This window comes from Paraburkholderia sp. BR14320 (genome assembly GCF_040948665.1).
GTDB classification, from domain to species: domain Bacteria; phylum Pseudomonadota; class Gammaproteobacteria; order Burkholderiales; family Burkholderiaceae; genus Paraburkholderia; species Paraburkholderia youngii.
On the sequence record NZ_JBFPKG010000045.1, the window covers coordinates 24,344 to 38,400 of the forward strand.

Annotated in this window: 13 protein-coding genes; 9 read left to right on the forward strand and 4 right to left on the reverse strand. The window is 65.9% G+C overall.

The features are described 5' to 3' along the window. The first annotated feature begins 9 nt into the window (after nucleotides 1-9). Entirely contained in the window at nucleotides 10-1,407 is a 1,398-nt protein-coding gene (fumC, locus tag AB3X89_RS30285) for a class II fumarate hydratase (RefSeq protein ID WP_368586558.1), read from the forward strand. A 73-nt stretch (nucleotides 1,408-1,480) separates the two neighbouring features. Here the strand turns inward: fumC and AB3X89_RS30290 are convergent, their stop codons facing one another. Further along, on the reverse strand, nucleotides 1,481-1,987 hold the full coding sequence (locus AB3X89_RS30290; protein ID WP_368586559.1) for an acyl-CoA thioesterase: 507 nt from the start codon (nucleotides 1,985-1,987) through the stop codon (nucleotides 1,481-1,483). 119 nt (nucleotides 1,988-2,106) lie between these two features. Beyond that, a complete protein-coding gene (locus tag AB3X89_RS30295; protein WP_368586560.1) occupies nucleotides 2,107-2,247 on the reverse strand; it encodes a hypothetical protein in 141 nt (46 codons plus the stop codon). A gap of 186 nt (nucleotides 2,248-2,433) precedes the next feature. On the opposite strand from AB3X89_RS30295, the gene AB3X89_RS30300 reads away from it, so the two are divergent. Together AB3X89_RS30300 and AB3X89_RS30305 are read left to right on the forward strand one after the other, a co-directional pair. Beyond that, on the forward strand, nucleotides 2,434-3,147 hold the full coding sequence (locus tag AB3X89_RS30300; protein ID WP_368586561.1) for an ArsR/SmtB family transcription factor: 714 nt from the start codon (nucleotides 2,434-2,436) through the stop codon (nucleotides 3,145-3,147). Between the two features lie 172 nt (nucleotides 3,148-3,319). Further along, the gene (locus AB3X89_RS30305; protein ID WP_368586562.1) at nucleotides 3,320-5,929 is read left to right on the forward strand and encodes a DUF6600 domain-containing protein; all 2,610 of its coding nucleotides are present in this window, start codon (nucleotides 3,320-3,322) and stop codon (nucleotides 5,927-5,929) included. Nucleotides 5,930-6,033: 104 nt separating this feature from the next. Here AB3X89_RS30305 and AB3X89_RS30310 read toward each other — a convergent pair whose 3' ends face one another. Next, nucleotides 6,034-7,005, reverse strand: coding sequence for a thymidylate synthase (locus AB3X89_RS30310; protein ID WP_176380321.1), 972 nt, complete (start codon nucleotides 7,003-7,005; stop codon nucleotides 6,034-6,036). Nucleotides 7,006-7,251: 246 nt separating this feature from the next. Next, nucleotides 7,252-8,646 (reverse strand): sigma 54-interacting transcriptional regulator, encoded by a 1,395-nt coding sequence (locus tag AB3X89_RS30315; protein WP_368586563.1) that lies wholly within the window; start codon nucleotides 8,644-8,646, stop codon nucleotides 7,252-7,254. Between the two features lie 539 nt (nucleotides 8,647-9,185). On the opposite strand from AB3X89_RS30315, the gene AB3X89_RS30320 reads away from it, so the two are divergent. The 6 genes from AB3X89_RS30320 to AB3X89_RS30345 all read left to right on the forward strand — a co-directional run bounded on the left by AB3X89_RS30320 (nucleotide 9,186) and on the right by AB3X89_RS30345 (nucleotide 14,045). Then, nucleotides 9,186-9,662: a hypothetical protein gene (locus AB3X89_RS30320; RefSeq protein ID WP_368586564.1), complete on the forward strand. Its 477-nt coding sequence runs from the start codon at nucleotides 9,186-9,188 to the stop codon at nucleotides 9,660-9,662. Between the two features lie 119 nt (nucleotides 9,663-9,781). After that, nucleotides 9,782-10,333, forward strand: coding sequence for a hypothetical protein (locus AB3X89_RS30325; RefSeq protein ID WP_368586565.1), 552 nt, complete (start codon nucleotides 9,782-9,784; stop codon nucleotides 10,331-10,333). Further along, complete coding sequence (locus AB3X89_RS30330; RefSeq protein WP_368586566.1) at nucleotides 10,330-11,034, forward strand: hypothetical protein; 705 nt, start codon at nucleotides 10,330-10,332, stop codon at nucleotides 11,032-11,034. The genes AB3X89_RS30325 and AB3X89_RS30330 overlap by 4 nt, the downstream gene beginning before the upstream one ends. 25 nt (nucleotides 11,035-11,059) lie before the next feature. After that, the gene (locus tag AB3X89_RS30335) at nucleotides 11,060-12,409 is read left to right on the forward strand and encodes a hypothetical protein (protein ID WP_368586567.1); all 1,350 of its coding nucleotides are present in this window, start codon (nucleotides 11,060-11,062) and stop codon (nucleotides 12,407-12,409) included. A gap of 105 nt (nucleotides 12,410-12,514) precedes the next feature. Continuing rightward, entirely contained in the window at nucleotides 12,515-13,228 is a 714-nt protein-coding gene (locus AB3X89_RS30340) for a C39 family peptidase (protein ID WP_368586568.1), read from the forward strand. Between the two features lie 7 nt (nucleotides 13,229-13,235). Beyond that, nucleotides 13,236-14,045 carry a peptidase C39 gene (locus tag AB3X89_RS30345; RefSeq protein WP_368586569.1) on the forward strand — a complete coding sequence of 270 codons (810 nt, stop codon included), beginning with the start codon at nucleotides 13,236-13,238 and terminating at the stop codon, nucleotides 14,043-14,045. Nucleotides 14,046-14,057: the final 12 nt, after the last annotated feature.

The window sequence follows — 14,057 nt, forward strand, 5'->3', positions numbered from 1 at the left end:
GAGTCAACCATGACTGAAGACGTACGGATGGAGCGCGACACCTTCGGCGAAATCGCGGTGCCGAACGCTCGCCTGTGGGGCGCGCAGACGCAGCGCTCGCTGCAGAACTTCAAGATCTCGACGGAAAAGCAGTCGCCTGAACTGATCACCGCGCTCGCGGTGATCAAGCGCGCGGCCGCCGAGGTCAACCTCGGCCTCGGGGTGCTCGACGAGCAGAAGGCCCGCGCGATCATGCAGGCGGCCGACGAGATCATCGACGGCAAGCATCCGGGTGAATTTCCGCTCGCGGTCTGGCAGACCGGCTCGGGCACGCAGACCAACATGAACCTGAACGAGGTGATCGCGAACCGCGCGAGCGAGCTGCTCGGCGGCGAGCGCGGCGAAGCGCGCAAGGTGCATCCGAACGATGACGTGAATCGCGGGCAGTCGTCGAACGACGTATTTCCGACCGCGATGCACGTGGCCGCCGCGGACGCGATCGTCAAGCATCTGCTGCCCGCGCTGAAAACGTTGCGCGATACGCTCGACGCCAAGGCGAAAGCATTCACCGATATCGTCAAGATCGGCCGCACGCACCTGCAGGACGCGACGCCGCTCACGCTCGGCCAGGAATTCTCCGGCTATGTCGCGCAGCTCGAGCACGGCATCCGGCACGTCGAGTCGGCGCTGCCGCATCTGTACGAACTCGCGCAGGGCGGCACCGCGGTCGGCACGGGACTGAACGCGCATCCGAAGTTCGCCGACAGCGTCGCCGCCGCGATCGGCAAGCTGACCGGTTTGCCGTTCGTGTCGGCGCCGAACAAGTTCGAGGTGATGGCGGCCGCCGATGCGCTGGTATTCGCGCACGGCGCGCTCAAAACGGTGGCGGCGAGCCTGAACAAGATCGCCAACGACATCCGCTGGCTCGCGAGCGGCCCGCGCTGCGGTCTCGGCGAGCTGTCGATCCCCGAAAACGAGCCGGGCAGCTCGATCATGCCGGGCAAGGTCAATCCGACCCAGTCCGAAGCGCTGACGATGCTGTGCGCACAGGTGTTCGGCAATGACGTCGCGGTGAACATCGGCGGCGCGAGCGGCAACTTCGAGCTGAACGTGTTCCGTCCGATGATCGCGCACAACGTGCTGCAGTCGGTGCGGCTGCTCGCCGACGGTGCGCAGAGCTTCAACGACAACTGCGCGGTCGGCATCGAGCCGAATCACGAGCGCATCGATACCTTGCTGAACGAATCGCTGATGCTGGTGACGGCGCTCAATCCGCACATCGGCTACGACAAGGCCGCGCAGATCGCGAAAAAGGCGCACAAGGAAGGCACGACGCTGAAGGCGTCCGCACTGGCGCTCGGCTATGTCACCGAGCAGCAGTTCGACGAGTGGGTGCGACCGAAGGATATGGTCGGACGCACGGCATGATGATGCGCGAGGCGGCGTGACAGAAGGCGCGAGAAACGGGCGCAGCGCCCGCCGCCCTGCCGCCCCACCGCGCTCAGATCTTTCCCTGCGCGACTTCTTCCGGCTTGAGCTCGACGATCGCGTCGAGCGCTTCCTTCACGTCCATCGCGTACTTGGCGAGGCGCTTCTGCTCCTCGGTCTCGGGCAAGAAAGCGGGTACCGGCACCGGATGGCCGTTCTCGTTGACGGCGACCATCACGACCAGACAGTCGGTGGTTTGCCGCAGATCGCCGCCCTTCGGGTCGCCCGCGTGCACCGACACGTGGATGTGCATGCTGGTGCGGCCCGTCGCGACGACGCGCGCGCGCAGCTCTACCAGATTGCCGACGAGAATCGGCCGACGAAAACGGATATTGCCGACGCTGACCGTCACGCAATAGCGCCCCGACCATACCGCCGCGCATGCGTAGGCGGTTTCGTCGATCCACTTCATCAGCGCGCCGCCGTGCACCTTGCCGCCGAAGTTGACCGAGGTCGGCTCGGCGAGAAAGCGGAAGGTGGTTTCCGAACGGTCCAGCGGTGCGGTGGGAACAGTGCTCATCTTGACTCCGGTCAATCGGATGCATTGAAAGGAGGCGATTATACGAGCGCAATATTGCGCGCGGCGCGGCGTCGCATGGAACACGCCGCGCGCGGCACGCCGAGGGGCCGGTGGTCGGCCTAATTGTGGATGGTGATCCCTTGGTCGATGGTGCCGTACATACTGATGCTGCCGCTGCCGGCCGAGCCCGAGCCGGCTCCGCCCCCTGCGCAGGCGGTGAACAGCAGAACCGTCGCGGCGACGGCCAGAAGCGTTTTCATCACATCGTATTCCTGCAAGAACAGGCTTCGATTCTAGCCTGGCGGCACGAGACGGCGCGGGAACGCGGGCGAGCGTGACACCTCCGTCACATTGATTGTTCACGCAAAGCTGAAACATCGAATACCGGATGCGCGTAGAGTGGAAATCGTGGCGGCGCCCTTTGCCGCCCCTTCAGGAGACGCGCCATGACCGCCCCCCTCTTAGACGACCAGAACCACTTCCCCGGCCTGAGCCGCATCGGCGCGCTACTCGCCGATCCCGGCCGCGCCGCGATGCTGTGGGCGCTGATGGACGGCAGCGCGCGCCCCGCGGGCGAACTGACGATGATCGCGGGGCTGTCGCCATCGGCGGCGAGCGCCCATCTCGGACGGCTTACCGACGGCGGGCTGCTCGCGCTCGAAGTGCGCGGCCGGCATCGCTATTTCCGGATCGCGTCGGCGGATATCGCCGCCTCGATCGAAGCACTCGCGAACGTCGCGCAAGTCAGCGCGCCGCAGCGCTCCGTGCCGCGTCCGGCACGCACCGTGCCGGTGGAAATGCGCTTTGCGCGCACCTGCTACGACCACATGGCGGGCGAGCTGTCGGTGCGGATGTTCGAGCGCATGCTCGAGCGCGGGCTGCTGACGCAAAACGGCGAATCGCTCGAAGCGACCGCTCAGGGCGCCGCCCGCTTCGCCGACTGGGGCATCGACCTCGCCGCGCAGAAGACCCGGCGGCGGCGCTTCGCGTGCACCTGCCTCGATTGGAGCATGCGCCGGCCGCATCTGGGCGGCGCGCTCGGCGCGGCGTTGCTCGACGCGTGGTCGGCGCATGGCTGGGTCGAGCGGACCGAGCGGCCTCGCGTGCTGCGCGTCACGCCAGCCGGCCATCAGCAATTCGATGCGTTTTTGACCCGATAGGCCGCTGAACTGACGGTGCCGGCGGAGCCGCGAGACCCGCGCGAGACCCGCGCGAGACCTTTTGTTACAGGCGAGCGAATCCACCTTACAAATGTGCGGGCCTTGAAACATAGGTGGCAGGTACAGTAACTGAACGGACTCGGCCGATTGCCGCGTCCGTCGGAGATCAGTCATGACACACGCCAAGCAACCCATACGGCAAGCGGGGATTCATCGCCGGATCAGCGGCTATACGCTGATCGCGTCCGCTGTCGTTGCGCTCGCTGCGCAAACCGCTCTCGCACAGGAAGCGCCACCTGCGCCACCCGCCGCGGTAGCCGTCGGGGCGGGCGGCGAACCGTCGGGGGGCGATCCTCCTGGGCGCATCGCGCGTCTGAACTACACGGCCGGCGCAGTGACCACCGAGCCAGCCGGCGCAACCGACTGGTCGTATGCGCAGATCAACCGGCCGCTGACGACCGGCGACCAGCTGTGGAACGACCAGAACGCCCGCTCCGAACTGCACATCGGCTCGACCGCGGTGCGCCTCGGCCAGAACACGAGCCTCGACGTGCTCAATCTCGACGATACGACCGCGCAACTGAAAGTCGCGCAAGGCACGCTGTCGACGCGCGTGCGCGAACTCGCGCCGGGGTCGTCGTATGAAATCGACACGCCGAACCTTGCGCTCGGCGTGAACGGTCCCGGCGACTACCGCGTCGACGTCGCGCCCGACGGCAGCAGCACGACCGTCACCGTGCGCAGCGGCAGCGCGATTGCGTACGGCGACGGCGGCCAGGTGCCGGTCGCGGCGGGCCAGCAGATCCGCTTTGCCGGTACCGACCTGCAGCAGCTCGCCGACAGCCGCGCGCCCACTGCCGACGAACTCGACCAGTGGGCCGCCAGCCGCGACGCCACCGAAGACCGCTCGCTGTCGGCGCGCTACGTGTCGCGCGACATCCCCGGCTACGAGGATCTCGATGCCAACGGCACATGGCGCGAGACGCCGCAGTACGGCGCGGTGTGGGTGCCGAACGCGACGCCGGCCGGCTGGGTGCCGTATCACGACGGCCACTGGGTCTGGCAGGCGCCTTGGGGCTGGACCTGGGTCGACGACCAGCCTTGGGGATTCGCGCCGTACCACTACGGCCGCTGGGCTGACATCGACGGCACGTGGGCCTGGGTGCCCGGTCCGCTCGAAGCCGACGTGGCGCCGGCCTATGCGCCGGCGCTGGTCGCGTTCGTCGGTGATGACGGCGGCGGCGCCGACTGGGGTGTCAACCTGGCGGTCGGCGGCGTCATCGCGGCGGGGGTCGCGTGGTTTCCGCTCGGGCCGGGCGAGCCGTGGCATCCGCATTGGCGCGGTCACGATCGCTGGAGCGCCGGGTATTACAACCGCGTGAACCGCACGTCGATCTTCAACGACTACCACCGCAACGTGAACACGTACGTGAACTATCGCGTGCCGGGCTGTGTGACGGCCGTGCCGGCGACCGCGTTCGTGCACGGTCAGCCGGTCCGACGCTTCTCGCAGAAAGTCGACCCGGCGCAGTGGCGCAACGCGCGGATCAATCCGGGTGCACCGGGGATCGCGCCGGTGCGCGAAAGCTTCGGGTCGGATCTGCGGCGCGCGAACTATCGGCCACCGGCGAGCGTCGTCGGCCGGCCCGTAGTCGCGACCCGCAATCCCGTCATGCCCGCTGCTTATCACGACGAACTCGCGCAACGCTTCGCGCAAAGCGGCGGTCGAGTGCCCGGCGGCGGCCAGCCGGTCGTGCGCACCTCGGTGCCCGCGCATATGACCGGCGCTCCGGGCGCGCTGCCGATGGCGAATGTGCGGGTCGTGCAATCGCACGTGCCGGGACGTCCGCCGGGGATGGCGGCGGGTGCGCCTGGTACGCCAGGCGCAATCGGCGGCAACGCGCCGCATGGCGTCGAGCAGGCCGGTCAGCGGCCCGGTGAAGCTGGCGCCGTGGGGCCGCGTGGCGAAGCGCCTCCGCAAGCGCGCGCGGGCATGCCGCCGCAGATGATCGGCAACGCGCGTCCGCCGCAGCCTGGAGAGAGCGGGTTCGCGGGCAATCTGGGCCATCCGTCGAACGGAGTGCCGCGGCCGCCGCAAGCAGGCGGCGGTAATCCGGCCGACGCGGCGGCGCACGCACGGCAGCATGGCGCGCCGCAGGAATGGGGTGCGGTCGGTCGGTCTCAGCCCGCATGGACGCAGCCGCATACGCCGATGGCGCAGCAGGCGCCGCGCATCGAACAGCCCGGCCGTCCGCAGCAGCCGAGCGTCGCGCCGCAGTCCGGTGTGCCGCATCCACCGGAAAACCCGTCCGCGCAGCAACAGGCGCGTGGGTCGAACTGGCATCCGCCTGCGATGCAACAGGTGCCGCGCGCCGTCGCGCCGCAGCAACCGCGTGCCGAACCACAAATGCAGCAGGCGCAACAGCCGCATTTCGAACTGCGTCCGCAGCCGATGCCGCAAGCCCCTCGGCCCGAGCCGCAGTTGCAGCAGGCGCAGCAGCCGCATTTCGAGCCGCGTCCGCAGCCAATGCCGCAAGCCCCTCGGCCCCAGCCGCAATTCCAGCAGGCGCAACAGCCGCATTTCGAGCCGCGACCGCAGCCAATGCCGATGCCGCAAGCCCGGCCAGAGCCGCGTCCGCAGATTCAGATGCAGCAGCCCCGCCCCGAACCGCGGCCTCAGCCGGTGCAGCAAGCACGTCCGCAACCCCAGCCGCAACCGCAACCGCAACACGTCGAGCAGCACCAGGGCGGCGGCAATCGCGACGACCATCACAGGAGCTGAGCAGGACACCTGCCGTTGCGACAAAAAAACCCCGCGATGCAAACCATCGCGGGGCTTTTCTGTATTCGACGGGGGCGAACGCTAGCGCCCCGCTTCCACCGACATCAGATCGCCATTGGCGCTGTCAGCGGCTCGTGATGCTGATAGCCGATCAGCGAGAAATCCGCCGGCTCGATCTTCTCGAGCCATTCCGGCTCGTACACGCCGGTCTTCGCGTAGTCGGGCACGCGATCGGAAATCGCGAGCCGCGGACTCTCGTACGGCTCGCGCTTGAGCTGCTGGTGCAGCATATCGAGCTGATTCTCGTAGATGTGCGCATCGCCGATGAAATAGCTGAACCAGCGCGGCGTATAGCCCGTCAAGCGTCCGACCAGATGCAGCAGCGCCGCGCCCTCCGTCAGATTGAACGGCGTGCCGAGCCCGACGTCGTTGCTGCGGATATACAAACACAGCGAAATTTCGCGGCGCGTAACGTTGGGCAGAAACTGATACAGCAGATGGCAAGCCGGCAGCGCGATCTGATCGAGCACGGCCGGATTCCAGGCATGGAACAGAATCCGTCGATCGGCGGGGTTCTGCATGATGGTGTCGAGACACTGGCGCAGTTGATCGATCGCCTTGTAAAGCAGCACCTTCGAACGGCCATCTTCGTCGAACTGCGTGATCACGCGAAAACCGCGCGCTTGCGCGTCGGCCAGCTGCGCGCTCGCGCTGGCGTCGAGCACCTTGTAGGCGGGCCACTTGCGCCATTGCACGCCGTACACGTCACCGAGATCATCCGGGCCCTCGCGATACGGATTGGCGAGCCACTGCGCGTTCTGATTCGCGTTGCCGTCCCACACCTTGCAGCCGAGCTCGCGGAAGTCCGCGGCGCTGCGCGAAGCGCGCAGAAACCCGACCAGCTCGCCGATCGCCGACTTGAACGCGAGCTTCTTCGTCGTGACCGCGGGAAAGCCTTGCTGCAGATCGAAGCGCAGCATCGCGCCGGGCATGCTGATGGTGCGGATGCCGGTGCGGTTTTCCTGCCACGTGCCGGTGTCGAGAATCGTGCGGACGAGGTCCAGGTATTGTTTCATGCGGTTTCCTTCGACGCGGCGCGAACCCGATCAGGCGCGCTCACGGAATTGAGCAAAGCCCGATTCTAACAAGCGCGACCGGACGACGCCGGGGCATGGCGCGCCGCCTGGGAAATATCGAGGGGGAATATCAGACGGAAAGGAAAACCACGCGGTAAACGATAGATGCGAGCGGCAAACGTGCACGCAAAAGTGCTTCGAGGCGACGCGCCAGACCTTCACATGCCGCGTCGCCAGCCTCGCCGCCTACAGATGCTGCACCGACGCCGGCAAATCGCCGTGCGGCGCCGACATCGGCTCGCCTTCCATATGACGCATGCCGTGCGAGCACAGCAGCCGGTACAGCGTCACCCGGGAGATACCGAGTTCCTGCGCCGCATCCCCGAGCCGCCCGCGATGCCGCAGCAACGCGAGTTCGATAGCCTGACGTTCGGCCGCTTCGCGCGCCTGCGCGAGTGACACCGGCACGATCTCGACGTATTCGGCGAGTTCGAGGTCGCGCGCGGTGATCGCACGTCCCTCCGACATCACGATCGCGCGCCGCACCCGGTTGATCAGCTCGCGCACGTTGCCGGGCCAACCGTAGTTATGAAGTGCGGCGATTGCGTCGGGCGCGAAGCCACGCAGACGGCGGCTCGCGTCCTTCTTGAAACGTTCGAGCATGTGCCGAGCGAGCAGTTCGATGTCCTTGCCGCGCGCGCGCAGCGGCGGCTCGTCGATCTGCAACACGCAGAGGCGGTGATACAGGTCGGAACGGAAGCGCCCTTCGATCATCGCCGCGGTCATGTCCACGTGCGTAGCCGAAATGATGCGCACGTCGACATCGATCGCGGTATGTCCGCCGAGCCGCTCGACCTTGCGCTCCTGCAGGAAGCGCAACAGGCTCGCCTGGCTTTCGAGCGGCAGATCGCCGATTTCATCGAGAAACAGCGTGCCGCCGTTGGCCGCCTCGACGCGGCCGATCTTGCGCTGGTTCGCGCCGGTGAACGCACCGCGCTCGTAGCCGAACAGTTCCGATTGCAGAAGATGCGGCGGAATCGCGCCGCAATTGATCGGCACGAACGGCGCGTTGCGCCGCGCCGAGCGTTCATGAATCGCGACCGCCGTCAGCTCCTTGCCGGTGCCCGATTCGCCGGAGATGAACACCGGCGCGTCGGTCATCGCGACTTTGCGGATCGAGCGGAACAGCGCGAGCATCGCGTCGCACGAGCCGACCATCTCGCCCTCGGCGCCTTGCAAGCCGTCGTGCGAGGTCGTGTCGCTCAGCGAAATCATGCCGTATGCATGACCGACCGAGTCGACGATACGGTCGCCAGAAGACGGCACCGTCACGTAATCAAAGCAGTAGTCGCGCACGAGCCGGCGCAACGCGGCGTCTTTCAGTTGGCCAGGCGTGGTCGCAGCAACCCAGCCGACGTTCGGCATGGTCAAACAGGATTCAAAAGCGGCGATTTCGTGCGGCTGGAAATCACTGGACAAATCGAGCAGGCCGCCAGCTGCCGAGCCGGTGCGCACTGCCCGGCGCGCATCGCGCGCGGATCCCACGACTTCCACATGCCAGCCACGCTGCATAAAACGCGTATTCAGTTCCGCGCTCGGGTCACGCGAAACGTAAATCAGTTGCCGCGTTGCGGGTTCCATTATTCAGATCCTCTCGTCAACGAACGTTAAGGACGACGCATGCACCTGAAACTGCGGTTCAGACACGCTGACTCGTCCGGGATTCGCGAATCGCAAAACCCGAACGGCCATTCCATTCCGTGCGGACAGCTGATCCCCAAGAAAGCGGCGTGTGTGTTTGAGACGGCCTGATATGGGCCTTTTTTTAAATCTGAAGCTGTTTTCGAGAGCTTACTATACGTGCGCCGCTTCGAAAACAATTATGCGAATTTAATCGATGGACCCCTTGCCCATCATGGTTTAGCGGCCGATCTCCATTTATTCAGCCGACAAATAAAACATTAGTGGAAGCGCTTTTCGTGGCGTTCTCGCGACGGTAGTTCGTACCTTACGGATTATCGAATTATAGGTATTTTCTGCTGACCCGTTTCAGTGCTGCAACGTTTTTTCCCGATTTCGAACGCATTAGTTGTCATTCCGCTGGTGGCGGCCAGACGCATCAATGGATTGCGAGCGATGGCACATGTTTCGCTAAATGGCGAACACCAGGGAGACACATCATGCGACTCGCGTTCCGCATCGATCTGATAAGCTGCCGCGCGCCATTTTTCGCAATTTGCGCAGCCCTCGCGCTCAGCGCTCTGCCGGCGGGTGCCGGCACCCCGACAGCGCCAACCGCTCCGACGCGATCCGTCACGCTGGCGAATTTCAACGATGCCACCGAGCCCGCCTCCCCCAGCCTACAAACCGCTTCGCCGGTTGCCGCGGAAGACGACAGCCAGCTTGCCGCCAACGCGTCGAACCCGGCTGCCGATGCTGCATCGATAAACGATATTTCGCTCGACGACCAGATCCTGTCGCGGCAACGCGGCGGCGCAGTCGGCATGTTGATGGTCGCCGCGCCGCCGCGGCTGATGCAAAGCGGCGGCAACCAGGTGACGTTGTGGGACGAGATCGCCCCGCCCTCGCCGCTGCCCGTGCCCGTCGATGCAGCACGCGCCGCCCAGGGCAACGTCGCGGCATACCAGCGCAGGTAAGCAGGACGAAGCAACGAACCGATAGCAAACAACCAGGGAATGCGGGACCGGTGGCCGCGCCAAAATTGACGCGCCCCACGACGGCGGGACACAAGCAACAACAGAGAAGGGACCGGGACATGAGCACGAACCACCAGAAGCCGCACGCCCTCGGGCTGCCGGCGGCTTCGTTCAGCATCGCTCCCGTCTTGCCGCGCGCCGCTTTGGCCGGCACCGCCCTCCTCGCCAGCGTCCTCGTCAGCGCCTGCTTCGCGAGCCAGGCGGATGCCGAGCAGGTCGCCAATCCCGGCGACATCATCGTCGAGCGCAGCGTCACGCCGCGCGACGCGTTCGTCCCGGTGCCGCGCGACCAGGACCCGGTCGCGGTGCGCGCCACCACGTTCCCGGCCAATTCGTTCGACCCGACGATCGCGACGCTCGTCGGCGACACCGATCTGACCAACGCACACGGCTCGAACGGCGTCGTCGCGGGTGGCATGTTCGGCGGCACCGGCATGCAGGCCGTCACGCAGATCCTCTCCGGCAAGGCGACCGGCAACACGATCCCGCTGAACGCGGGCGGTATCGGCGGACCGGCGACGGGCGTCGGCGGCACGATCAGCTCGTCGGTGACGGGTGCGCTCGCGCCGCTGTCGAACGTGCTCGGCGGCGCGCTCGGAGGTCTGAAATGAGCACGCGCCTGCGCCCCTCGCTGCAATCGCTGCAATCGCTGCAATCGCTGCAATCGCTGCAATCGCTGCAATTCACTTCGGCGCGCACTGCCCTGCACGTCTGCGCGTGCCTGTGCATGGGCGTCGCTGCGCTCGTCGCCGGCGAGTCCCGCGCGCAGTCGCCGGCGGTGCCGGTCGTCGGCCCCACCGCGACGATCGGCAGCGGCGCGGGCATGGGCGCGACGGGCGCGCTCTCGGTCAACGAAACCGCAGGCCTCGACAACGCGCAGATCAACCAGATCACGGTGACGAAAGGCGCCGCCGTCGGCAACGCGAACGCGAGCCTGCAAAGCGCGTCGGTGGTCGCGAACGTGCCGCGCGCACAAGCGTCGATCGAGGCCCATGCGTTTTCGAACACCTCCGGCGCGGTGCTGGTGAACCAGTCGGCCGGAGCAGGGAATCTGCAGCGCAACAGCACCCAGATCGGGACTGCGGCGCTCGGAGTCGAGACTGTCTCGGATGGGGAGCTATCCGCGACGGCCCCGAAAAACGGCAGTCCGGGGCAGTCGAACACGATTCACGGCGTGCGCGAGGCAAGCATTTCCAGCGATGCCTTCCGTAACGCGAGCGGAATCGTGCAGATCAACCAGGCAGCCGGCGCCGGTAATGCCACGGCAAACAGTTTTGTGCTCCGTCCCCCGGCGGGCACTTTTTTTAACTGACCACACTTAAGTATCGGAGCGAATCATGAAGCGCACTCTTATTGCCACGGCCGTTCTCGTTGCCGCGTCCGGCAGCGTGCTTGCCGCGCCGCAGAAGGCCTACCTGTTCAATACGACGGTCGTCGGCGAGATGGTCGGCGTCGAGGGTATGGTCGGACTGTTTGGCTGCGTGCATGTCTCCAGCACGGCTAACGCGGTGATCAACAACAACCAGATGGTCAACGTGAACGCGACGCTCGATCCGCAGGCGCAGACCTACACCACCGGCACCGTGACCACGACCATCAACAACAACAGGAGCTTGCTCAGAGGCGGTGGCGCGGCATTCGCGTTCACGACGCAAAGCCATACCTCGTCGAGTTCGAACGCGCAGGGCTTCGAAGCTTCGGGCAGCTATGCGTACGGCAGTCAGAGCGCGAGCGTGACGAAGAGCGGCTATGAAACCAGCCAGCAGGCAGCCGGCATCGCGGGCAGCTTCTCGCACACGAGTCAGAACTCGGGCGGCCATCTCTCGGCGGGCGGCTCGATCGGCGGCAGTTACAGCTATCAGGACCACAACACGCCCTCGCACGGCAGCGGCTCGTTCAGCGCCCACGGCGGCCTGCACGCCGGTTATCGCGAATCGAGCTACTCGAACTCGTCGGACGTCGCCGGCGCCTTCGAGGCGAGCGAAGGCTCCGGCTTTGCGAGGATCGGCGAGCAATCGTCGAGCTACTCGCGCAGCAGCTCTTCGTCGACCAACGCGTACGGCGCCGTCTGGGGCATCGACGAAGGCATGACGACGACCGACGTGACGACGCGCGGCTCGATCACGCAGCACATCAACAACGAAGCGGCCGCCACGCTGAACGCGACCACCGGCACCAACGCGGCCAGCAACGTGTCGGGCAACCTCGGCATCAACATCGCGGAAGGCATCGACAACGCGCAGAGCAACGACGTGTCGCTCGCGTCGGTCGACGTCGGCAACGTGTTCGGCAACGCGCAGGACTTCAACGTGCAGTCCTCGAGCGGCAGCGCGGCGATCCACAACTTCAATCTGAACGCGTCGGTCGGCAACGGGTCGCTGTCGGGCGTGACAGGCAACGTCGGCGTGAACATCGCTTCCGGCATCGGCAACGCGCAGGACAACGCGCTCGCCGGCGCGGTGACGACGACCTCGCCGGGCAAGGCGCTGACCACCGCGATGGACGCAACGGATGACAACTCGCAATCCGCCACGATGGTCGTTCACGGGCAGTTCCAGGGCACCGCGAGTCTCGGGGCCGATACGTTGAAAGGCGCCTCCGGCAACATCGGCGTGAACATCGCCGGCGGCGCGGGCAATCTGCAGCACAACGGACTTGCCATCGCGGCGCTGAACAGCGGCAAGTAAGCCGACGACGCGACGACCGCGGGCCAGCAGAAGAAGCACAAAGCAGTCGGAAGGGCGCGCCGGCAGCCATAGAAGCTGCCGGCGCGGATCGGGCAGGAGACCAGCATGACCGGGTTTAAGGGGTTCCCGGCGCTACCGCTCGCCGTAGCGCTGGCAGGCTATGTGCTGTGCGCGAATCACGCCGCCGCACAGTCGAGCATCGACACGTCCACGTTCGTCGGCGTGCCATTGACGAAAACGGTCCGTTCGATGAAGGACCTGCGCTACAACCACATCGTCAATCAACAGTTCGACTACAGCTGCGGCGCGGCGGCGCTCGCCACCCTCCTCAAGTACGGCTACGGCATCGATATTCCGGAAACCGAACTGATCCGCCGGATGATGGTTTTTTCTACGCCCGAAGTCGTCGTCAAGAACGGCTTCTCGATGCTCGACATGAAGCATTTCGTCGAGACCATCGGACTGCGCGGCCGCGGCTTTCGCGTCAACGTCGACGCGCTCCACCATCTTCAGATCCCCGTGATGGTCCTGATGAACATCGACGGCTACGAGCATTTCGTGATCGTCAAGCATGCGCAGGACGGCCGCGTGTTCATCGCGGACCCGGCGCTCGGCAATCGCATCGTGCTCGAAGACGACTTCGCGAAGACCTGGAACGGCCTCGTGTTCGCGGTCCTCGGCAAACCCTTCAGGGAGGATTCACCGCTGTTGCAGGACAACGAGTCGCTCGCGCTGAAGCTGCGCGCTGCCGCGCTGGCGGCCGGCAGCGCGGCGACGCCCTTTTTCGAGTACGGCTTGAACAAGGCAGACATGTTCTGATCCAGCCATGAAGTCACACCTCACACCGCTTGGGTTAGTGCTCTGTGCCGTCGCCTATGGCGCAAGCAGCGTTGCCCATGCTTCGGAGGGCGCCGCCTCGCCACCGGCTCCCGAACTTTCGATACGGTCCGAGCCAGGCGCCGAGCCGCTGCGAGTGCAACTGGTCGGCGACGATGTGCTCGCGACCCAGACCGGCAAATACGCCGGCGCGACGATGATCTCCGGCTTCATGCTGAACGTCATTTCGCAATGGCGCTTGCCCAACGGCGCGAGCGCGCTCGCTCAAGGCTCGCTGAGCGCGGTACAGAACGGTGGCGGCCAACTCACGAGTTCCGTCAGCACGTTCGCGAGCGTGAGCGGCGGCACGCACGGCCATGCAGGCGATTCGGGCGCCAACCCGAATGCGCAGGCGCGCGGCGGCCAGAGCATCGGCGTCAACGGCGTGTCGCAGGTTACCCAGGTCGCGGGCGATCGCAACAGCGGCACCAACTCCGCGCTGATCGACTTCAATAACAGCGCCGCGACGCTGACGGGCTCCGCCAACGCGCCGTCGGCGACGGCCAGCAATTCGACCGGCTCCGTGAAAGCCGGCATTTCGTTCGGCAGCAACGGCGTGAACGTCGCGCTGCAGACACCCGCTGGGCTCGCCACCCAGACCATCGCGCCGAGCAACGGGCAGATCGCCCAGTTGCTGCAGATCGCAGGCAATAACCAGCAAGTCGCCAACGCCCTGCAACTGCATCTGCAAACCCAGCAGATGTCGGCTTCGATGCTTCGTCAGTTGGGCGTACTGCAGGCACTGCAAAACAGGAGATAACGGCGCGGGGCC